Genomic DNA, 22,061 nt, shown 5'->3' with positions numbered 1-22,061 from the left:
TTTATTTGCAGGCTCGGTAATTGAATTGCCGAGGATTCCCGCTTATTATCCTAAAACAGTAATAAAAACCCCGGAAATCTGGTACACTTCCGGGGTTTTGTCGTCTATCACAGACATATATTATCCTTTTGCCTACAAGCACTATAGCATATGCAAATCAGGAAATCAATATTCCTCTGCTTTCTGTAATTCTTTTTTATTACTCCGCAGAAACAGTATTCTGCTCCAGATATTTCTTCAGTGAAGAGACATACAGATTCCCCACCTTGCTGAGAATCGAATTCTTTCTGGTAATATAGCCGATCTCCATGTCGCTGTTCTGGTTCTGCTCATCCCCTTCGAAGGGAATTGCCAGATAGTCACTGCCATTCAGCTCCTCACATATAATTCCGGAACACAGGGTATAGCCATTAAGTCCTACCATCAGATTCAGCATAGTCGCCCGGTCTGAAGCCTTAACTGTTCTGGAATATTCATTGGTAGACAAAATCTCCTCTGACAGATAAAAACTGCTCTTATCTCCCTGTTCGAAGGACAGACAGGGGTATTTTGCCAGCTGGCTGTAGCTGATAGATTTCTCATTTGCCAGTGGATGATTTTTCCACAAATATACATATGCCTGACAGTCAATCAAATGATGAAACTCCAGATTCGCAGAGTGGAGAAGCTTTAACAGCGCCTTTCTGTTGAAATCACTGAGATAAAGTACTCCCACCTCGCTTTTCATGGTGCTGACGTCACTGATCACATCTGCAGTCTTTGTCTCCCTGATGGCAAATTCATATTCCGACACATCAAACTTCTGCACCATATCCACGAATGCTTTCACTGCAAAAGAATAATGCTGGGTGGAAACGCCGAATTTCTTCTTATAGGAACCACCCTCACTGTATTTCTCAACCACACTCTCATACTGTCCATATATCTGACGGGCATACATCAGAAATTCTGTCCCGTCATTGGTCAGTGTCACACCACGGCCGCTGCGGTTGAATATAATGATTCCAAGCTCCTTCTCCAGTTCCTTCACTGCATTGGTCAGAGAAGGCTGGGAAATATACAACGCCTCCGCAGCTTTATTCAGTGAACCGGTTTCGGAAATTGTGATGATATAATTCATCTGTGTTAATGTCATATGGTTTCTCCCTTATATCTTCTGCCGGGATTCCGGCATTTTCCTGTCAGCTATTTTACCAACAAAATACTGAATCGTTAACGCAATGATTTTACTATATCTTCTGAGGATTCTCAACATTGCGATTTCTGCAAAAGCAAAAATAATTACAGCAGTCTGAACACCTGCTCTGCGGCTGCAGCCATATTTGCTTTTGCAGTGTCCGGATCCATTGCTTCTTCCAGCGTGGAAATTCCGCGTACAATTGGAAAGAAAGCATCTATTCCTGCTTCATTGCAGGCAACTGCCTCCTTCGTAACGCTTCCTGCAAATGCAATGGTTTTTGCGCCATATTTCTTACCAAGCTTTGCAACACCAACCGGGGCTTTCCCCATGGCAGTCTGATGATCCAGACAGCCTTCGCCTGTTACAACCACATCTGCATCCTTCATCTCCTCTTCCACATGAACAGCATCCAGAATAAGCTGTATTCCCGGTGTCAGTTCTCCATCCAGATAATTCAGGAATGCAAATCCAAGTCCGCCTGCCGCACCTGCACCTGCTGCATTCTGATTGTCTTTGCCAATCACCTTGGCAGTAACCTCAGCATAATTTTTCATGCCTGCATCCAGAACCGGAAGCATATCGGGGGTAACTCCTTTCTGAGGTCCATAGATATAGGTAGCTCCCTGAGAGCCGCAGAGAGGATTAGTCACATCACAGGCAATCCTGAAATTACACTGGGAAAGAAGTTCCTTTTTGTCTGAAATTTCCACAGATGCAATCCTGGCAAGTGCCTGTCCGCCTTCTCCGGCGTCCTCTCCCTTTTCATCCAGAAATCTGTAGCCAAGTGCTTTCAGCATACCCACTCCGCCGTCATTAGTGGCACTTCCGCCAATACCGATAATGAAATTGCGGATACCCCTGCTGATCGCATGAAGGATCAGCTCTCCCACACCACAGGTGGTAGCTGTCATAGGATCCTTCTTATCTGAAAGTGTGATACCTGCTGCTGTTGCCATTTCCATAACTGCGGTATTACTTTCCCTGAGATATCCATAATATGCCTGAACCGGCTCATGATAAGGACCTGTAACTGTCACATCCACACGCTCTCCCTTCAGGCCTTCGATCAGCGCATCCGTAGTTCCCTCTCCACCGTCAGCCAGCGGCTTTACGACCACTTCTGCGTCCTTCTTTGCTGCAAGAATACCCTCTTTGACAGCCATTCCTGCTTCCATGGAAGTCATACTTCCCTTAAATGAATCAACTGCAACTACAACCTTCATAACTTAAGCCTCCAACTATCCATGTTATTTAAGACGGATGATACATATTATGCTCTTTCTCCAGTTCTTTATAAAGCTGCATACAGTTCCAGTTCTGATTATGCTCCGTCAGAACCGCCTTGTAATCCACAGGTGTGCCTGCTTTCCGCAGAGTGTAAAGCACCTGGTCAAACAGATTTCCAGTGATTCCTGCAAGAATCAGCATTTCCTTCTCCATCTGCTCCTGAGGGATCAGCGCTGATGGAATCTGCACCTGAAAAACGTCCTTTACTCCTGCCAGATATCCGATTGGCTGACTATAGTCCTGAGTTTCTACAGTTTTTAAACGTATCTTAAAAGGCAGCAACGCCATCTTTAACTTGCGAAGCTTCTGCTGATCCTGAAAATTTATTAATAAAATAGTTGGTTTCATATAAACACTCCTTCTGATACAAGTAAATCCCCACCCACTACTTATTGCTCTTTACAATTGAAGCAGGGACTTCCTTGATTTGGTTAAATAATTACAACTATTATACCCTCTTCACCCGCACCTGACAATCATAATAGCCTGCATAGGACTTTTTATGTCACAGGAATATTACAAAATAACTTCCGGCAACGCAGAAAAACAGGCTTCGATATCTGTGTATCATCGATGCCTGTTTTTCTGGGTTACAATTATTTTTACATTACTCCACCATGCGGCTTTCATCCGCTTTATACTCAAAGAAATCAAAATCAGCGCATTTCTTATGAAGCACACGGTCTGCGCAGGTAATGCCTACCATAGTTCCTGTGAATTCACCGTATTTACAATACTCATCCGAAAATCTTGTAGTATCAAAAATACGTCCGATCTTCTCATAGTTTTCCCCATCATAGCTCCACTCAAACCAGGATTTTCTTCCTTCGATATAAAGGCGCAGATAAATGGGCTTATCCTCTACTGGGATTCTGGTATTCAGAAATTCTGTTTTCACACCATTTTCCAGATGGATAATGGACAATGCACTCTGTCCCAGAGTTTCGCTGTAATATTTGCGAAGATTGATATAGTTCATATTGTCATAATACAGGATCAGTCCCGCACTGTGCTGATGAACTTCCGGCACAAATTCCATCTTTGTGGTAATTCTTGCATAAACGCTGGTCAGCTTTCTTGCAAGAATGCTGACTTTATTCAGAGAAGTCCTTGACTCCTGCCCCCGAATACGGACATAACCTTTTCTTGCTTTTACATCGGCAAATCTCTGAGGCATAATACGTGGTGAATAATAGAAATTGCCAAGCTCATCCCCGTCAAAATCATCAAAATCCGGTGTTTTCTCCACAGAATATTCCGGCAGAGAACTCTCCGCTACTTCCAGCTTTGCCAGATTACTGCCATCTGCCATACGAAGCCAGTTATCCTCTGTCCACATCATTTTCTGGATTGCAGTTTCTCTTCCCAGAGTACAGCGCAGTTCCGGTACAAAAGGTCTGGCGCAGAGATGTACCAGATACACCTCACCGGTAGGAAGCTCAACGTAGCTTCCATGACCAGACTTCTGAAGAACAGAATCCGGATTATAATACTTCGGCTTCAGATGATCCGGATCCTGTCTCTCATAGGATTCTCCGGGTACACTGGTCACAATAGGATTCTTCGGATCTTTTTCATATGGTCCCCAGACATTTTTAGAACGCCCCATGGTAACACAGTGGTTATATCCTGTACCGCCTTCCGCACACATAATATAATAATATTCTCCGCGCTTTGTCAGATGAGGAGCTTCGATGCAGCCTCTGTCTGTACCGCCTCTCCAGATTCTTTTTGGATATCCTACAATTTCCTGATTTTCCGGAGAATATTCCACCATACAGATTGCACCTGGTTTTTCATATCCTTCTCTTGTTTCCCATTCCAGCGAAACAATATACTTCTTTCCGTTAGTATCATGAAATAAAGACGCATCAAATCCGGAAGAATGCAGATAAACAGGTTTGCTCCATGGACCTTTAATATCTCTGGAACAGATCAGGAAATTGTCCACATCAAAATATCTGGCATTCATGGAATTCATTACACCATAAACTACATAAAACATATCCTCTGCTTCACAGTAAGTCAAACACGGCGCCCAGATTCCCTTGGCACTGGGAAGCTTCTTCAGATCTACTTCTTCATCATCTGTCAGCACATGTGTATATAACTCCCAGTTTTTCAGATCTCTGGAATGATAAATGGGGATTCCAGGGAACCATTCAAAGGTCGAAACTGCCATATAATAATCATCACCTTTGCGGCAAATGCATGGATCCGGATTAAATCCCGGAAGTATTGGATTTTTTATCATTATATTTTCCTCCTTGTATCATTCCATCACAATCCAGCCAAGATTAAAGGTAAAACACCGTTTGCCTCAACCTCATTTTATAGTATTATAATAGCATACCTCATACAAATGTATAAGGTATAAAAAGAGCTAATATATAGGTCGATATTCTCTTTTTATAGTCCCACCCACTACTTATTGCTTTTTGCTATTGAAACAGGGAGAATGATAAAAAATGAAGAGTAAAGAAATTTCACATGAAATTATAGATGTACCTGTTGATACCAATGTCAAATTCCGCACTTCCACTGATCCGGGAAGCTACATCCCCATGCACTGGCATCGGGCAATTGAAATTATTTATATGCAGGAGGGTTCTCTGGATGTAACAATAGAATCTGAAAGCTTCACTATCCAAAAAGGAGACTGCATTGTGATCAACGGCAATGTTCTGCATTCTACGAAATGCACTTCGCCAAACACAGCAATCCTCCTTCAGATTCCTCTGGATTTTATGGAGAAATATATTCCTGATCTTGGACAGCTTATTTTTCTCTTTGATTTTCGTACAAAGGAACAGAAACAACAAACCAAACAGACTATGTTTAAAACCATTCTGGAACAGCTTCAGCTTATTAATAATGTGCGCCCGGATGGATATCTGCTCCGTTTCAACAGTCTGATTTTTGAACTTCTGTTCCAGCTGTATCACAATTTTGCCGTCAAAATCCTTCAAAGCAATATCAGTCAGAAAAAAAAGGATATGAACCGTCTGGAACCTGTACTGGACTATATTTCCAAACATTACAGAGAGCCTATTTCCCTGAATGAAATTGCAGAAGTCGCCTGTCTTCAGACAGGATATTTCTGCCGCTTCTTCAAGAAAAAAATGGGAATTACATTTCTCGAATATCAGAATGAATACCGCCTTTCCTTTATTTATCGTGATCTGATCACAACCAGAGATCCTGTTCATGTCATTCTGGAGCGGCATGGCTTTACCAATTACAAACTATTTCGCAGAATGTTCCTTGAGCACTTCGGAAACACTCCCACTCAAATAAGAAAACAGCGGGAAATATTGTAATTCACGCATTATTGTGGTAAAGTATTGTCGTGTTATTTTTCTGAACCCAGTATCTTATCAAAGCTATAGACCGCAGAATTTTACCAGATCTGCGCATCACTCAATCCGTCTGCCAATATAGTCCTTCGGGTATCAGGAAACGAAAAACAAAGAGGAGGGAACAAATGAAAAAATTCTATTCGTGGTATAAAAAACATATTACCGCAGCAATCTTTACCGGACTGATCCTGGGTATCATTACCGGTCTGTTTCTGGCAAACCGGTTCGAACCGGTTCTTACTGTCACAAGTCTTATCGGAAGCATTTACATGAATGCCCTGAACATGATGATCTTTCCACTGGTCTTCTGTTCCATTATCATGGGTATCTCCAGTATCGGAAATGCCCGCACAACCGGCAAGATCACAGCCGGTGCCATGATCTTTTTCCTGTGCACCACAGCACTTGCCAGTCTAGCAGGACTAATCATCCCGCGACTGATCCATCTCGGCGAAGGTGTTAAATTCGAGATGGCAACTTCCGACATCCAGGCAACTGAGATGACCAGCATTCTGGACACCATCAAAAACCTGATCCCATCCAACCCGGTTGCAGCTTTTGCAAACGGAAATATGCTTCAGGTACTTGTATTCGCAGTCATCGTAGGCTTCACACTTATCGCCATCGGCGAAAAGGGTACTGCACTTCTGAAAGTCATCGATTCCTGTAACGAAGTCTGTCTGAAAGTCATCAGCACAGTTATGTACTTCACACCTATCGGTGTGTTCTGTACTATCGTTCCTGTTGTAGAAGCCAACGGTACAGAAACCATCATTTCACTGGCAACTCAGCTGATCATCCTGTATGTGGCATTCTTCGGATTTGCCCTGGTCATTTACGGTGGCTCCGTGAAATTCATCGGCAAAGAAAGCCCTGTGAAATTCTTCAAAGCAATGCTTCCAGCAGCTCTGAACGCATTCGGAACCTGCTCCAGTTCAGCAACCATTCCCATCAGCAAACAGCGTATGGAAAACGAAATGGGCGTATCCAACAAGATCACAAGTATCGCCATTCCTCTTGGTGCTACTGTAAACATGGATGCCGTATCCATCCTGATGTCATTCATGATCATGTTCTTCGCCAATGCATGCGGAATTAACGTAAGCATTTCCATGATGATCGTAATCCTTCTGGCAAACGTACTCCTGTCAGTGGGAACCCCGGGAATCCCGGGCGGTGCCATCGCATCCTTCGCAGCCCTGGCAACCATGGCAGGTCTGCCTGCAGGAGTTATGGGCGTTTATATCAGCATCAATACACTCTGCGATATGGGCGCAACCTGCGTTAATGTTATCGGAGACATGGCAGGATGCGTGGTTCTTAAGGAGAAGATTAAATTAGAAGATTAAGCAGCCCAAAAGCTGTTGTTTCCAATCGACTTAACGCAAAAAAGCTGCTGTGCATTTCTATAACTGAAACGCACAGCAACTTTTTTATTTACAGCAATCTCTTCGTCACATTACTCTACACCGAATAACTTCTCCGCGGTTTATCGATTAAATTGCTGTCTGGCTCTATTTCTTTAATCCGGTTGTAACCTTGCAGTTAGTTACTTTCAGGCTTCCTTCAGAAGCAAAGAGTGACAGACTTTCTCCCGGACGTTTATATGCTCTTGCATTTAATGCAACACCGTCTACATAGATTGTAGCAATTGTATCATCTACGATCATTTTGATATTGTATTTCTTACCAGGTACCAGTTCCAGCGGTCTCTCCAGTCCGATATTCTGGTTTGCAGGCCATGGCCAGTTTGGTTTTTTCTCAAATACATATCTGTCTTCTGTTACATTAAATACGAACTGGTAAGACTCAGCTTTATCCTCATCTTCATAGAATCTCACACCGAAAGTTCTGGTTCCTTCTGTGAATTCCACATCTGCTTCGAATTTGAAGATATCTCCTGTATCTTTTGCAACTACTTTTTCTGTACTCTTAGTTGGAGTATCAATTACAAAATCTTCTGTTTTTTCTTCTTTATCAAATGCATTCCATACAGTTTCCGGAATTCTTACACCAAGGGTTCCATCTTCTCTCTGGTAAACCTCATGTGCCATAAATGTTCCTGCCCAGATGAAGTTATTGTCATCATCATCCTGATCCTTGGTAGCAACCCAGCCAAAGAGGATTCTCTGTCCGTTCAGTTCAAAAGTACGTCCTGCATAATAAGATCTGCCGTCAAATGCATCATCTTTCGGTGCGATCCATGGACCTTCCAGACTCTTGCTCATACGGTATACCATTTTACTTCTGTCACTGTATTCTGTCACAATATGATACCACCAGTCACCAATCTTAAATAAGTCTGGCATCTCATGCATAGTATAGAGATCCGGTGCCCAGAAATCTCCTTCAAACTTCCATTTTTTCAGGTCTTTAGATGTGAATTTAACAGTTCTTCCTGTCTGTCTTGTCTTTGGTCCCTGTAATCTTGCACCAAGGATCAGCAGATACTGATCATTTTCCTCATCGCGGATCACCCATGGATCTCTCCAGTCATCCGGGTCATAGCCTTCCTGTGGAGTGAAGGTAAGTGCATCCTGAGTTTTGTGCCATGTTACAAGATCATCGCTGTATGCATGCATCAGAACCTGAGATGGTTTTCCAAGTGCCGGATAATCACGGTTATAACCTGTATAGAAAATATGATACTGTCCTTCTGCCTCGAAAACACTTCCTGCAAAGATAAACTGATCCTGCTCTTCATCTGTTCCTCTCGGAATTGCCACACCTTTATCTTCGTAATGTACAAAATCAGAAGTTGTTGCCAGATCCCAGCCAAATGGTTCTCCAAATGGTCCCGGTTTTCTGGTATCTCTCTGATGATATAAATAGAATTTATCTCCATGTCCAAATGGCATGCAATCGCCAAACCATGTTCCCGGGAACTGATAGTATAATTTCTGCATAGTCTTAATCTCCTTTTTTATACTTTATTTCACTTTACAGGCCTGCTTGTACTTTTCCGGCAAGCCTGTTATTTACTCATAAATCAAACTACTGTTATCAGGTAATTCTTGCATATTATCAACCTTTTACTGCACCTGCTGTCATACCTGCCAGCATCTTCTTGCTGCTGAAGAAGTAGAAAATAAATACCGGAAGTACTGTTACAGTGATGGCTGCAAATGTACCACCCCAGTCTGTCAGTCCCATGCTTCCTACGAAGTCATTTAAACCAAGTGTAATGGTTTTCATATCTGTAGATCTGGTAAATGTATAAGCATTAATATACTCATTCCAGCAGAATACTGCCTGCATGGTTGCTACTGTGATAATAGAGTTCAGTGACATCGGAACCACCATCTTAAAGAAACATCCTATCGGTGAACATCCATCAATGATCGCTGCTTCCAGCATTTCTTCAGGGAAGAATTTGCTGAATGAATAAAACAGCTGAATGGAATAAGACAGTGAAAAAGCAATCTGTGGCAAAATAATTGCCGGGTATGTATTGATCAGTCCCATCTTATTAAAAATAGTAAACAATGGAATCAGTGCAACCTGCATAGGAAGCATCAATCCAAGAAGGAAATAATTAAGGACAAATTTTCTGCCTTTGAATTTGATTTTGCTTAATGCAAATCCAGCCATCAGTGCAAATAAAAGCAGAGGAATCAGTACACCGATCAAAACAATGATACTGTTTTTAAAATAAGTCAGCATATGGCTTTTTGTAAAAACATTGATAAAGTTTGTCAGCACCCATTTTGACGGGAATGCATATGCCGGTAACTGTCTGAAATCATCCAGTGACTTAAAACTTGAAGTAAATACATAGAAGAAAGGATAAACCTGCATCACAACAAGGATTAATGCGATAACCCATTTAATGATGCTCGGAATGGTTGTTTTTTTCTTTTTCATTCGTCATCCCCTCCTCCTGTAAATTTACGGAATAACATTCCAACTACCATACAGATGATTACGATCATGATCGCTACAGAACTTCCGTAACCATATTTCATACTGCTGAACGCCTGTTTATACATATAAGTTGTCATAAGCTCAGAAGCATTTCCCGGTCCTCCATGTGTTAACAGATAAGAGAACTCAAAAGATCTCAGGGAACCATTCAGTACCAGCAGACAGTTTGCAATGATAACCGGTTTAATATAAGGAATTCTTACATAAAGATATTCCTGCCATGTTGATGCTCCATCGATCAGTGCTGCTTCTCCCAGTTCATCCGGAACACCGATCAGTGCTGCATAAAAGATAACCATATACAGTCCCAGGTATTTATATGCTTCTACAAAAGCTGTTACATACAGTGAAATCTGAGGATTGGAAATCCACTCCATCAGTTTCAGAGATGGATCGATGAATGATAATACCTGATTCACAATACCGGTTGGAGTTACTGATAATAACTTTGTAAAAATCTGGCAAATCGCTACAGAAGAGATAACTACCGGAATATAATACAGAGTCTGTAAAGCAACTCTTCCTTTTTTAATACGACTGAGGAGAATCGCAAATAATAAACCTCCAAATACCTGAATTGCAACATTGATCACTGTATAAATCAGTGTATGCCATACAGTAGATCTGAAAACATCATCCTGTGTAAGAAGTTCAATGTAATTTTTGAAGCCTACAAATACCTTTTCACCAACACCGCTCCAGTCAAAGAAGCTGTAATATCCGGCCCATACAATGGACACGATTACAAATGCCGTATAGATAAGAAATGCCGGAAAAATAAATAAGAAAATTACTGATTTTTTTCCAAATGCTTTCTGCACGAGGCTCCCTCCTTTCCGAAAATCAAATTGTTTTATGTCTTTTCTTTCAAAGAGACTGACAAAAATTTTGCCAGTCTCCAGACTACTGCTTAAATTTTTTTATTTCTTTACCAGAGAATCACAGGTCTTAATAAATTCATCCGGTTTTATGATTCCCTGAGCAAGCTGCTGCTGTTCATCAACAATTTTAGTCATTACATCTGAATCCAGTTTATCATCCCAGGAAGTCCATGCTGTTTCTGCATCTTCAAACATTGGCTGTGTATCATAGTAAAGCTGTGGCAGTCCTTCCGGAAGTTCTTCATTAAACGGTGAGAAAACCTGTGCCTGATTGTAGCATGCATCTGTAAAGTTTTCGCACATATAATCGAAGAATTCCTGCATTGTATCATCATATGTTGCCTTATTAAATCCTTCCGCAAAACCTGCATGAACTGGTACGTTAGTAGACATATTGTCCATTCCTTCTGTATCCGGCACAGGGAAGAATCCAAGTTCACCATTGTCATACATTTCTTCTGCAAGGCTGATCTGTCCGGAGCCTGTATAGAAGATTGCACCGGAACCACCAAAGAATAAGTTACATGCAGAGGTAAAATCTACACTTGCAAATCCTGGTTCAAAATAACCTTTTGTTCCAAGATCAGAAAGAAGATTTACTGCATATTTTGCAGACTCATTGTCACTGAAAGAATCTGTTCCAGCCTGATAACCCTCAATAAATTCAGAACCAGTTACTCTCCATGGTGAGAAAGAAAGATATCTCATCAGCTGCCATGCATCAGAACCTCCCACAATAACCGGAATCTCGCCCTGATCTGCAATTTTCTGGCAATCTTCTTCAAATTCTTCCCATGTTGTCGGAGCATCTTTGATTCCTGCTTTTTCAAAGATATCTTTTCTGTACATAAAATACTCACAGTACAATCCCTGTGGGAAGAGATACATATTTCCGTCGTCTGCATCTGTAAGGAAATCTCTGATCGCACCATTTAATTTCTCATCATATCCGTTTCTTTCAAGTTCATCTCCCACATTAACCAGTGCATCAATATCTTTGCATGCTTTAGAAAGTGTTCCGTTCGGGCATCCAAAAATATCCGGAAGTGTATCACTGTTAATATACATCTGGAGTTTTGTAAAATAATCCTGCATATCGTTTACAAGTTCAATTTCATAATCCAGACCTTTTTCATCACAGAAATTTTTAAGAAGATAATCAAATGTCTTATACTGTTCTGTAGACTCTGTACCTTTTAATAAAGCAGTAATCTTCGTTCTTTTTCCATCGTCCGATTTCTTCGCAGAAGCTGTAACTGCTCCCATGCCTGTCAGAAGACTGGCTGTCATAGCTGCCGTCATGGCAAGTGATAACACTTTTTTCATTTTCCTCATTTACTTGTTTCCTCCTTTTAATTTGTGTTTCCTCGTTCTTGATGATTTTATTTTAGTCTTTTTGCCTTTTATAAACAATTGGAAATAAAAGTAAAAATAGGAGATTTGTGCACAAATTTTATACTGTGCACAAATCTCCTGTTCTATCGTCAGGCAGATAAAATCATCCGCCTCGCTACTTGCCTGATTCGATTAAATGACTTACCTGATACAGTTAACCTCGCTGTTTATATATATTTCCTGAATTCATTGGGTGTAATACCGTAACGCTTTTTGAATACTTTTATGTAATATCCAAAGTCTTTGTATCCTACCATTTCTGCGATTTCATATTGTTTATATTTATTATCTGCAATCAGTTTCTCCACCTGTTGGAACCGGACATCTGTCAGATATTCCAGAAAACTCTTTCCGGCATATTTCTTAAGAAGGCGGCTGATATAGGTTCTGCTTACATGGAATTTCTCAGTCAAATCATCCATAGATAAATCTCCTGAATAATTCTTCTCAATGTAAGAAAGAACACTCTGAACCAGTTTCCGGTTCCGTTCATCAGTTCCTTCTGTATTCTGTTTAATCAGCGTTCCAAACAGATTCAGCAGACAATTCAACACCTCTTCTGTGTTCTCGCACTGACAGATTCTTTTTATTCCATCCTGAAGCACAGAAAGATTCCAGTTTTTATTATGAATTTCACTGTCAACTGCACAGATATATGGAAATTTCATACATCCCAAAAGTAAATCCATTGCTGCAAATTTCACCGGAGATACATCTTCCGGTGCGTTTCGAAATATCTGATGAAGTTCATCCTCCGCTTTCTCAAAACTGTCCTGAAACAAAGTCATCATAAAATGTGTTTTTTCACCGGAAGTAATCACAAAGTCTGTCTGTTTTTTATATTGCAGATCTTCGTATCTGAGTATGATATTCGTACCCAGATAAACACATTGCCTGCATGCTGTCTGTGCCTTACGGTACTGTGCATTTGCCTGATATTCGTCCACTTCTACATCGCTCAATCCAAAATTCATATGTGCTTTCAGATACCGTTCTACTTCTACCTGTATCTTACTGCATGCCTGCAATGCTTTTTCCATACATACTGCGTTTTCTTCTTCCTTTTCAAACAAAAGAATAAAATTATATTCTGCAGTTGCTGTATTATAATCGCTCAAAACATGAATTCCAAAATCATTAAAAATTTCCTCAAAAATATTGATGCATGCAAATTCCTCTATCCATTTATCTCCTGTATGGATTTTATTTTCTCCAACAACTTTTCGCCCTACACACACAATATATTTCTCTATTGTCAGATTCAGAGATTCTGCCTGCTCTTTTACAACTCCTTTTCCCTGGATTCTTCCATACAGAAGATTTCCCGCAAATTTGGATCTCAGCTGCGGAACTGACCTGTTGAAATAGTTCTTCAGATCCCGGATTTCCTGCTGTTTTTCCTTCCTTGCATGAATTTCCCCTGCAATCCGGGCAGCCATTGCCTTTAACTCATCATAGTCCACCGGTTTGAGAAGATATTCTTCCACACCAATGCTGATTGCTTTCCGAGCGTAGGCAAAACTGTCATATCCTGTCAGTATCACTATAACCGCATTGGGATAAATCTCATGTGCTTTTTCTGCAAAATCCAGTCCATCCATTCCCGGCATCTTCACATCTGTAAGGATCAGATCCGGTTTCGCCTGCTCCAGTTTCTCCAGCCCTTCCAATCCGTTCCTTGCAGTTGCGGATATACGGTATCCATAATCGCTCCATGGAAACGAACATAAACCATCCAGAATAATATATTCATCATCTAATATCATTACCTGCAATTCCATTATCTCTCGTCTCCCCTTTTTTTGTTATTTTCATTAACAGGTTCATCACATTTCCTGTAGGTAACTCCGACATTACCGTTCATCGGGATTTCCAGTATTACCTGTGTTCCCTTCCCCGGTTCTGATGTAATGCTCATCCTTGCCTTGTTCTGATATACATAATCCAGTCTCTTTCTCACCGCATACACTCCCAGATGAGTATGTGTCCGCTCTGCTTCATGATCTGGCTCTTCCTCTGTCCCCATCAGTTTCTCCAACTGTTCCTGTGACATTCCAACTCCATCATCCTTTACTGTAAATACTGCCATTCCATCTGTAATTTCTCCTGAAACATAAAGGAAACAGTCCCATGTCGCATTTTCCACACCATGAACTACCGCATTTTCCACCAGTGTCTGAATAGTCATCTTCGGAATCTCTAATTCATTTAATCTCTCATCCACTTCAATATAAGATGTAAATTTATCTCCATATCTGGTTTCCTGTATGTAAAGATAATCCTGTACATATTTTATTTCCTCACGAATATAAACCATACTTCTTTTATTGCTAATACTTGCACGCATCAGACTGCTGATAGAAGTAACCATACGACAAATATTATCCTCACCTTTTTTTCGCGCCATCCAGTTGATTGTATCCAGTACATTATAAAGAAAATGCGGATTGATCTGTGCCTGTAAAGCCTGGAATTCAATATCTTTGTTAACTGTTTCCATCTCCACAACCTGTTTTATCAGCTGCTCTATTTTCTCTATCGTCTGGTTGAAAACAGAATTCATGGCTCCAATCTCATCACGTCTTCCTTCCGGAAGACGGACAGAAAAGTCACCCTCCGCAAACTGCTGCATTGCTTTACTTGTACGCTTGATCGGACCAGCGATTCCCTTTGCCAGAATATTAGCAAGAAAAATACACAACATCAAACTTGCCAGAATAAGCATGATTGTCGTTTTCTGTAATCCTCTGGCTGTTTTCTGCAAGAAACTCATAGGAATCATTCCTACAACTGTAAGTCCTGTGTCAGAACTTCTCTGATATACACAGTCATAACCCTGTCCATCTGCAGTAAACAGAAATTCTCCTGTGTTGCCTGATATTTTTTCTATCCAGCTTCTGTCACTGATTGTCGCATCATTCTCTGCACTCTCTATCAGAACATTTTTGTCATTGTCCAGAAGAAAAATATGTGCAGCCAAAGAATCTCTGGCTGTGATCGTCATTTTTTTCAGATAGCTCAGCTTAATAGATGCTCTCAATATTCCCACTGGCTTCATAGTCAGAGAATCTTTGATCTGCTTTGCCATATACATCAGACCTTCCTCAGAAGCATTATAATAAATACAGCGTCCTTTTGCCTGCTCCGCCAGTTCACAGGATGTCTGAGCGGTATTTTCATTAGTCTCATGATTATTTGCCAGCAGATGATTTGCTCCGTTATAACCATACAGCTGGATATCATTCATATAAATACTTGTATATCCCTGCAAAAGCAGCCTTCTGATCTGCCCTGATCTTGAATAATAGGAATACAGCTCTGTGCCATCCGATTTATATGGTTCATCAGACTCCAATTCCTCCTGAACCGTATTGTTATTTGCAATATACTCAAATGAATTCCTCACCATATCAAAATAATGATCCAAATTCACCGACAACTCATTCACCACTCCCGCAGACTGCTTCCTTGTCTGTTCTGTCACAATTGAAGATGCAGACATATACTGCGAAACACTGGCAGCCAACAGAACAACCAATGCTACCCCTAACGTACAATACAGAATTTTTCTCTGTATTGACAGATTAATATACCACTTCTTTAAATATTTCATCTTTCTCTTCCCTTTAATATCCCTTTATTTTTCCCGGTTTTTACTGCTACAGTCTATTTCGAACAGTGAAAAAGCCGACACACTATTTCCAGTCAATGTATCGGCTTTACTGCTTCATTTTATTATGTTCGGAATTTTATTATGTAGGTATATTCCGTAACTTTTTCTGTTTTACAGATACTGACTGAATTCCACTTTCTCCTTATTCGGACCCTCAATGGTAAAAAACTTCACACCATTTTCCCAGAATGGCAGGAAATGAATGGTATCCTGTGTGGAGTTTAAACCAGCTTCATTAATATACCGGAAAATCTCCTCAATATCTCTTACATCAAGTGCAACATGATCGATCGCTCCATGCTCCATCTTCGCCGCATGATTCTCATAAGTCTCCACTACCAGAGTTCCCAGTTTCAGAAACACAACCTTCTCATTCGCCTCCTCATTTACAGTCTCAAATGCAGTCTCAAAACCAAGTTTATGATAAAACTCCACAGTTTTATCAATGTCATTTGTCGGAATCCCGATGTGCTGTACACCTGTTGAATAGTTCTTTAAGTCCATAATCATTTGCTCCCTTCTAGTCAATCGGATATTCGCAATCCGCTTCTGCTACATGGCTCATTTTTCTACAATATACTCAGAAAACAATTTAATTGTCAATAGCCGTTATAAATTCTTTTTATTTGCTTTTCTATTTTGTACAAAATTCCCATGACATAGAACTCTAATACCTGATAAAATAAATACGACATAAAATGTCGCTTACCCAATGTCAGACGAGTAGGCGGCATTTTTGCGCTTATATGGAGTTTTTGTTACTACCCACTCCAGGTCCTGATTGTCGGACCACTCTGCCGCTTCATCTTCCGCCACCTATTCGCCACCACAGCCCAGGATTAGGAAAACTCACCTGTTTAAATAATATAAAAACCATCCTGTTTCTAATCATATCAATGATATCATACAGGATGGTTTTTTATATTTTTATTCATAAAACCAGACAGATACTCGCAATCCAATTTCGCTACTTACTTAATTCGGTTAAATTCTGTTTCTGAGAATCTCCGTTTTACATCTGTGTATTTTATCGGTTTTACTATAACTAATTCCAACACCTAAAATCTCACCAGTATATTTCGGTAATTCACCTAATTTTCCCATAAAACGTAGCATATAATCCTTATCTCTAATCTGTTCAATGGCTTCTTCCGGTGTATGGTCCACTTTTAATTCTAAAATAATACATGTATCCGATCTGTCTTCTGGATAAAAAATAAAATCAACAAACCCCTTCCCTGACTTATCCTCTCTCTCCACACGGTATCTATCTCTCGCTGCCAAATAAACAAGATTCACAACCGCTGATAATTCTGTTTCATTATTGTAAGAAAGGATTGGAGTCTCTGTATTGTGAACATAAGCCAATATATTCTCCATAGTTTCTGTATCCCCATGAAGTGTGGCCTCCAGCATACGCTCAGATTCTTTCGCCAATCTGTATACATATCCCAATGAAGCTTCTTTCTGAACCATCTCATCAAATTTGTCCATCAATTCTTTATTAGGAATATACACCTTTCCATTATAGTAGCTTAAAAAGCCATATACCACCATGGCAGATAAAATTTCTTCTCTGGTCAACAAATTCATAGAAGTGGCCGCATACTCCTGAATCTTCGCCTTGACACCCTCACCAGAAATCATAAGCGCAATATCTTTACGCACATCTGCAATATTATTCTCAACGTAATAGAATATTTCATCATATGGTCCTGAACTTGTCCAGTAACTGCCCAGATTATTATTCTCTAAGGCTGCCACAACCGATCTTGGATTATACATTCTCTCCCCATTTTTAGTAAAATATCCATCATACCATTCACGTAATCCTTCCCTGGTCACATTCAGCGTTTCTTCTTTTCCGGCATTGTTCTCGCAATATCTTTCATAAAGCATATCAACTTCTTTATCTGAAAATCCAAATACATTACCAAACTTAGACTCCGAAGCCATCGTATACTCCATGAACATGTTTAATTCAGATCCACTGGAATACTTGGCGATTGGCAATATTCCCGTCATATATGCCAATGCAACATACGGCTTATCCTTTAACAATCCCTTCAAAAATAGCAAATAAGACTTTTTATCATCCTCTGTCACAAATGGCATATGAAATACCGAATCCCATTCATCAAAAACAAAGACAAAACGTTCTTTTTTTTCCGCAAAAATCCTCTGTAGGTCTTCTCTTACAGAACCATTCTCACGAAAATCAATATCCGGATATCTCCTCTTTAAATCCTCTTTTAAATTCCCCTTTATCTCATCTATATATTCCTTATAACTTATACATTCATCATCAACCACGCTAAAATCAATATAAATTGTATTATACTGATTCAAATGCCTTCTGTAATCAGCAAATTCTGAGATTTTCAATGTCTCAAATACATCCTTCGACGCAACATCTTTTCCAAAAAAAGCGCCAATCATATTTGCCATCACTGTTTTTCCAAATCTGCGGGGACGTGTCACACACACATGACGATTTCCAACCTCAGCCAATGGAATCAGTTCTCTTAGCATCTGCGATTTATCCACAAAATACGGACTACATACTTCGCTTTTATATAATGTATACGGAGATACGCTGTTTAAATAAATCCCCATGTGGACAGTCTCCTTTCTGGACAATTTCCCTTTTCTCTTACTCCAAAATATCATAAAACATACAAAACTGCAATTATTACCAATCTTATATCCATCTTTATTTTTGCAAAACATCACATCAAAGATTTTTTGACCCGATTAGCATTTCATTATATATAATAAGTTAACTGTTATTTTTATTTCTATAAACCGTCTCACTTCCTCTAAACGTCAATGTATCCAATGCAGAAATCGTATGAAAGCTAATCTGATATATCGGATGATTATATTTGACAAGTTCCCAGAATGCCACTCTTGTTATTTTTCCGTCCACAAAATCCTGTACATAATTAAATATCGCATCATCAACCATAGGTCCTTCAACAATATCATAAGTATGCACTTTTCCAGCCCTGCAAGCTACAATAAAATCAAGCCATTCGTCTGTTATTCTCTCAAACTTCAAATATTTCAATGCAGGATTTGGAATATAGTTATACTTGTTCACATATCCTTTTTTCTCATACCTGATTGCACACCTTTCTGCCTGCTCTTTATTCGCAGTACAATAAAATCCAAAATAAAAATCTCTATTATAAATAGACTTTCTTATACTCGGATACACAACAATTTCTTTACTTCCATAAAATAAAACCATTCCTTCTCCTTTCCCTGTTACTTATATGCACTTATAATTGTAAGTCTTTTCTCTAACAGAATCAACATCTTTGCATCCAGCATTACAGTCATTACTGTTCCCTCTTACGCTTCCAATCCCCAGCGCGAAGCAACATCTCTCTGCAGGTGAATTTGGAGGGGGCTTAGTAACTCTTAGGTGGGGAAAATCCGCGTTATGAAGAAAAATAGCAACCTGTCTGAGCGGAGTCTGCGACGGAGCGAGTTTTGCATTTTTCTTCATGCTTTTAGCGGATTTCCCCCACCTTAGAGTTACTTAGCCCCCGGAACTGAACCTGCAGAGAGATATTGCTTCGCGCGTCCCCTATTGCGCTGTGTACGCCCCACACCAACAAACTTCCCCCAAATACTTACAAAAACCTCTTGACTTTCAAAACAAACAGCGTTAAAATTGCTTTAGCTTTTTAAACAGCTAAACCTATAACACATAAATTCAACGAAGGGAACCAGTAAAAACAGTCCCCCTGTCCCCAGAGAGCTGCAGTCCGGTGAAATGCAGCGACAGACCTGTTTCGAATATCATCCCCGAGAAGGAAAGCCGAACCCTTGAATACCATCATTACAGATATAACCGTATTCACAGTAAGCTTCCCCGGTCGCCCCCCGTTACAGGAGCCGCGTATATCGGTACGTTGCAGAATCGTACTTGTTTCAAAGATGAAACAGGGTGGTTACGGAATATCATATGTCCGTCCCTGCGTGGGGCGGACTTTTTTTATGTCAAAAATGCCCTGACACACGAGACATACTTTCTTTACCAGGCTGTCGATCTGAAACCGAAACACTACTTCTGTTTTTCGCAGACAACAGAATTCACCACAGATGAAAAATGTAACTAATTACATATTATAACCATTACACTCCATCTGCCTTGAATCTGCTCCAAATTCCGAAAAACAGCAGCAAATTTTTGAGAGGAGTAGAGAGCATGAAAATCTACAAAAAAATCATGAACGCACTGGCTGCAGTAGAAAAGATCGTCCTTGTGATCTCCACACTGCTGATCCTGGTGCTGACTGTGGGAAACGTATTTTCCCGTAAAGTCATCCACCGTTCCTGGTCCTTCACAGAAGAACTTGTAGTAGCGGTATTCGTACTCATCACCCTGCTGGCAGCCGCACTGGCCTGCCGCGAAGGAGAACTGGTCAGCCTGACACTGGTCACAGACCGTCTTCCAAAGAAGCTGAAGAAACCATCCGTGATCCTGATCACAGTCCTGAGCATCATCTTCAGCGTCATCCTTTTCAAATACGGAATGGACAAGGTTATCACCCAGCTTCAGAACGGAAAAAGAACCTTCGTATTAAACTGGCCTGAATGGATCTTCTGGTCCTTCGTACCCATCGGTGCAGGATGCATGATCCTTCACTTCATTGAATTCTGTCTGGACTTCTGCTGCAAAACCGACAGCGCCAAAAATACCGACAACAGCACAAAAAGTAACATGAACACAATCACAACAGACAAAAAGGAGGGCAAATAAATGATCAGTGCAATCTTATTTATCTCCTTCTTCATATTCCTGATCCTGGGTGTACCCATCGGAATCTGCCTCGGACTTTCCTCCGTATGCGCAATCCTCTACTCCGGTACATCCCTGACGATCGTAGCAACCAACATGTACTCAGGAATCAGCAAATTCCTGCTCCTGGCAATCCCATTCTTCGTACTGTCAGGAAACATCATGGCAAAAGCCGGTATCTCCAAACGACTGATCAAATTCGTTGATACCTGCGTAGGACACAAAAAAGGCGGTATCGCCATCGTATGTGTTATCGTAGCCTGCTTCTTCGGCGCCATCTCCGGTTCCGGCCCTGCAACTGTTGCAGCTCTTGGCGCCGTACTGATCCCTGCAATGGTAGAACAGGGCGGTTTCTCCGCACCATTCTCCACAGCACTGATGGCAACCTCAAGCTCCATCGCCATTGTCATCCCGCCAAGTATCGCCTTCGTTGTATATGCCTCCATCACAGGCACATCCATCGCAGATATGTTCATGGCAGGTATCGTACCAGGTCTTCTTATGGGCGTGGCACTGGTAATCGTAGTAATGCTGGAAGCAAAGAAACACAACATCAAACCATCCAGAGAAAAAGCCTCAGGCAAAGAACGCTGGGACGCTTTTAAAGATGCTTTCTGGGGATTCCTGATGCCGATCATCATCCTGGGCGGTATCTACGGCGGTATCTTCACACCAACAGAAGCAGCAGCCGTATCCGTTGTATACGGACTCTTCGTAGGTATGGTCATCTACCGCGAAGTTTCTATCCGCGATATGTTTGACATCCTGGTAGACTCAGCCAAGACAACCGGCGGTATCATGCTCATCGTAGCAAGTGCCTCCCTGTTCTCCTTTGTATGTACCAAATTCGGTATTGCAGATGCAGCCTCCAATTTACTTGGAAGCATCGCACATAACCAGTTTACCTTCCTGCTGATCGTAAACATCATCTTCCTGATCGCAGGATGCTTCATCGATGCAAACTCTGCTATGTACATCTTCATCCCGATCATGCTTCCTGTATGTAAGGCTCTTGGATACGATATAGTAGCATTCGGTGTTATGGCAACTGTAAACCTTGCAATCGGACAGGTAACTCCTCCTGTAGGCGTAAACCTCTTCGTAGCAATCAGCATCAAGATCAAAAAAGGTCTGGAAGTTACTCTGCAGGAGATCTCAAGGGCAGTTGTGCCAATGATTGCAGCCTGCGTTGCAGTTCTTCTGATCGTTACATACATCCCGATCACCTCCACTTTCCTTCCGAAAGCTCTTGCAAAAGAAGGCTCCTACACAGGTGATCAGTCCTCCGCTTCCTCTGACACAGCTTCCAAGGAGGCAGGAGACGGCAATAACTCCTTTGACACAATCGCAGATTACAGCGACCTTGACTGGCCGGAAATGACCTGGAACTTCGCATGCTCCACTACTGAGACAAGTACCTGGGCTGATGGCGGACGTAAGTTCGGTGAACTGATGGAAAAAGCCACAGGCGGCAAAGTAAAAGTCAACATTTACGCAGCTGACCAGCTTACAAACGGCAACCAGTCCGAAGGTATTCAGGCTCTGATGA

Annotated in this window: 17 protein-coding genes; 4 read left to right on the top strand and 13 right to left on the bottom strand. The window is 41.0% G+C overall.

Going from position 1 to position 22,061, the window contains the following annotated elements:
- Positions 1-199: 199 nt before the first annotated feature.
- The 4 genes from G4417_RS14910 to G4417_RS14895 all read right to left on the bottom strand — a co-directional run bounded on the left by G4417_RS14910 (position 200) and on the right by G4417_RS14895 (position 4,721).
- On the bottom strand, positions 200-1,135 hold the full coding sequence (locus G4417_RS14910) for a LysR family transcriptional regulator (protein WP_026650339.1): 936 nt from the start codon (positions 1,133-1,135) through the stop codon (positions 200-202).
- 146 nt (positions 1,136-1,281) lie between these two features.
- Positions 1,282-2,403, bottom strand: a complete 1,122-nt coding sequence (locus G4417_RS14905) for a glycerate kinase (RefSeq protein ID WP_173684038.1) — start codon at positions 2,401-2,403, stop codon at positions 1,282-1,284.
- Between the two features lie 28 nt (positions 2,404-2,431).
- Positions 2,432-2,815 (bottom strand): DUF3783 domain-containing protein, encoded by a 384-nt coding sequence (locus tag G4417_RS14900; protein ID WP_173684037.1) that lies wholly within the window; start codon positions 2,813-2,815, stop codon positions 2,432-2,434.
- Positions 2,816-3,074: 259 nt separating this feature from the next.
- Entirely contained in the window at positions 3,075-4,721 is a 1,647-nt protein-coding gene (locus tag G4417_RS14895; RefSeq protein ID WP_173684036.1) for a glycoside hydrolase family 43 protein, read from the bottom strand.
- A 214-nt stretch (positions 4,722-4,935) separates the two neighbouring features.
- On the opposite strand from G4417_RS14895, the gene G4417_RS14890 reads away from it, so the two are divergent.
- Both G4417_RS14890 and G4417_RS14885 read left to right on the top strand, forming a co-directional pair.
- On the top strand, positions 4,936-5,787 hold the full coding sequence (locus G4417_RS14890; protein WP_173684035.1) for an AraC family transcriptional regulator: 852 nt from the start codon (positions 4,936-4,938) through the stop codon (positions 5,785-5,787).
- A gap of 164 nt (positions 5,788-5,951) precedes the next feature.
- Positions 5,952-7,175 carry a dicarboxylate/amino acid:cation symporter gene (locus G4417_RS14885; RefSeq protein ID WP_173684034.1) on the top strand — a complete coding sequence of 408 codons (1,224 nt, stop codon included), beginning with the start codon at positions 5,952-5,954 and terminating at the stop codon, positions 7,173-7,175.
- 165 nt (positions 7,176-7,340) lie between these two features.
- Here the strand turns inward: G4417_RS14885 and G4417_RS14880 are convergent, their stop codons facing one another.
- The 9 genes from G4417_RS14880 to G4417_RS14840 all read right to left on the bottom strand — a co-directional run bounded on the left by G4417_RS14880 (position 7,341) and on the right by G4417_RS14840 (position 18,952).
- The gene (locus G4417_RS14880) at positions 7,341-8,732 is read right to left on the bottom strand and encodes a GH32 C-terminal domain-containing protein (protein ID WP_173684033.1); all 1,392 of its coding nucleotides are present in this window, start codon (positions 8,730-8,732) and stop codon (positions 7,341-7,343) included.
- Between the two features lie 118 nt (positions 8,733-8,850).
- Positions 8,851-9,690 (bottom strand): carbohydrate ABC transporter permease, encoded by an 840-nt coding sequence (locus tag G4417_RS14875; RefSeq protein ID WP_173684032.1) that lies wholly within the window; start codon positions 9,688-9,690, stop codon positions 8,851-8,853.
- Positions 9,687-10,571: a carbohydrate ABC transporter permease gene (locus tag G4417_RS14870; RefSeq protein ID WP_008705245.1), complete on the bottom strand. Its 885-nt coding sequence runs from the start codon at positions 10,569-10,571 to the stop codon at positions 9,687-9,689. Before G4417_RS14870 ends, G4417_RS14875 begins: the two co-directional genes overlap by 4 nt.
- 99 nt (positions 10,572-10,670) lie before the next feature.
- Positions 10,671-11,966 (bottom strand): ABC transporter substrate-binding protein, encoded by a 1,296-nt coding sequence (locus G4417_RS14865; RefSeq protein WP_161233710.1) that lies wholly within the window; start codon positions 11,964-11,966, stop codon positions 10,671-10,673.
- A gap of 227 nt (positions 11,967-12,193) precedes the next feature.
- Entirely contained in the window at positions 12,194-13,807 is a 1,614-nt protein-coding gene (locus tag G4417_RS14860) for a response regulator transcription factor (RefSeq protein WP_173684031.1), read from the bottom strand.
- Positions 13,807-15,639, bottom strand: a complete 1,833-nt coding sequence (locus tag G4417_RS14855; RefSeq protein ID WP_173684030.1) for a cache domain-containing sensor histidine kinase — start codon at positions 15,637-15,639, stop codon at positions 13,807-13,809. The genes G4417_RS14860 and G4417_RS14855 overlap by 1 nt, the downstream gene beginning before the upstream one ends.
- A 171-nt stretch (positions 15,640-15,810) precedes the next feature.
- Positions 15,811-16,203 carry a VOC family protein gene (locus G4417_RS14850; protein ID WP_055059749.1) on the bottom strand — a complete coding sequence of 131 codons (393 nt, stop codon included), beginning with the start codon at positions 16,201-16,203 and terminating at the stop codon, positions 15,811-15,813.
- A gap of 480 nt (positions 16,204-16,683) precedes the next feature.
- The gene (locus tag G4417_RS14845) at positions 16,684-18,315 is read right to left on the bottom strand and encodes an AAA family ATPase (RefSeq protein ID WP_173684029.1); all 1,632 of its coding nucleotides are present in this window, start codon (positions 18,313-18,315) and stop codon (positions 16,684-16,686) included.
- A 163-nt stretch (positions 18,316-18,478) separates the two neighbouring features.
- Positions 18,479-18,952, bottom strand: a complete 474-nt coding sequence (locus tag G4417_RS14840) for a DUF3990 domain-containing protein (protein WP_173684028.1) — start codon at positions 18,950-18,952, stop codon at positions 18,479-18,481.
- Positions 18,953-19,918: 966 nt separating this feature from the next.
- On the opposite strand from G4417_RS14840, the gene G4417_RS14835 reads away from it, so the two are divergent.
- Complete coding sequence (locus G4417_RS14835) at positions 19,919-20,473, top strand: TRAP transporter small permease (protein WP_025580891.1); 555 nt, start codon at positions 19,919-19,921, stop codon at positions 20,471-20,473.
- The coding region (locus tag G4417_RS14830) for a TRAP transporter large permease (RefSeq protein WP_173684027.1) at positions 20,474-22,061 on the top strand (1,588 nt) is incomplete at its 3' end.

The sequence above is a fragment of the Blautia wexlerae genome (genome assembly GCF_013300825.1).
In the GTDB taxonomy this organism is placed as follows: Bacteria; Bacillota; Clostridia; order Lachnospirales; family Lachnospiraceae; genus Blautia_A; species Blautia_A wexlerae_B.
This window is presented reverse-complemented; position numbering and strand designations above follow the sequence as displayed.

Excerpts from the sequence above, each read along its gene's own strand:
- G4417_RS14910 (WP_026650339.1), bottom strand. The coding sequence starts at position 1,135 with ATGACATTAACACAGATGAATTATATCATCACAATTTCCGAAACCGGT.
- G4417_RS14905 (WP_173684038.1), bottom strand. The coding sequence starts at position 2,403 with ATGAAGGTTGTAGTTGCAGTTGATTCATTTAAGGGAAGTATGACTTCC.
- G4417_RS14900 (WP_173684037.1), bottom strand. The coding sequence starts at position 2,815 with ATGAAACCAACTATTTTATTAATAAATTTTCAGGATCAGCAGAAGCTT.
- G4417_RS14895 (WP_173684036.1), bottom strand. The coding sequence starts at position 4,721 with ATGATAAAAAATCCAATACTTCCGGGATTTAATCCGGATCCATGCATT.
- G4417_RS14890 (WP_173684035.1), top strand. The coding sequence starts at position 4,936 with ATGAAGAGTAAAGAAATTTCACATGAAATTATAGATGTACCTGTTGAT.
- G4417_RS14885 (WP_173684034.1), top strand. The coding sequence starts at position 5,952 with ATGAAAAAATTCTATTCGTGGTATAAAAAACATATTACCGCAGCAATC.
- G4417_RS14880 (WP_173684033.1), bottom strand. The coding sequence starts at position 8,732 with ATGCAGAAATTATACTATCAGTTCCCGGGAACATGGTTTGGCGATTGC.
- G4417_RS14875 (WP_173684032.1), bottom strand. The coding sequence starts at position 9,690 with ATGAAAAAGAAAAAAACAACCATTCCGAGCATCATTAAATGGGTTATC.
- G4417_RS14865 (WP_161233710.1), bottom strand. The coding sequence starts at position 11,966 with ATGAGGAAAATGAAAAAAGTGTTATCACTTGCCATGACGGCAGCTATG.
- G4417_RS14860 (WP_173684031.1), bottom strand. The coding sequence starts at position 13,807 with ATGGAATTGCAGGTAATGATATTAGATGATGAATATATTATTCTGGAT.
- G4417_RS14855 (WP_173684030.1), bottom strand. The coding sequence starts at position 15,639 with ATGAAATATTTAAAGAAGTGGTATATTAATCTGTCAATACAGAGAAAA.
- G4417_RS14850 (WP_055059749.1), bottom strand. The coding sequence starts at position 16,203 with ATGGACTTAAAGAACTATTCAACAGGTGTACAGCACATCGGGATTCCG.
- G4417_RS14845 (WP_173684029.1), bottom strand. The coding sequence starts at position 18,315 with ATGGGGATTTATTTAAACAGCGTATCTCCGTATACATTATATAAAAGC.
- G4417_RS14840 (WP_173684028.1), bottom strand. The coding sequence starts at position 18,952 with ATGGTTTTATTTTATGGAAGTAAAGAAATTGTTGTGTATCCGAGTATA.
- G4417_RS14835 (WP_025580891.1), top strand. The coding sequence starts at position 19,919 with ATGAAAATCTACAAAAAAATCATGAACGCACTGGCTGCAGTAGAAAAG.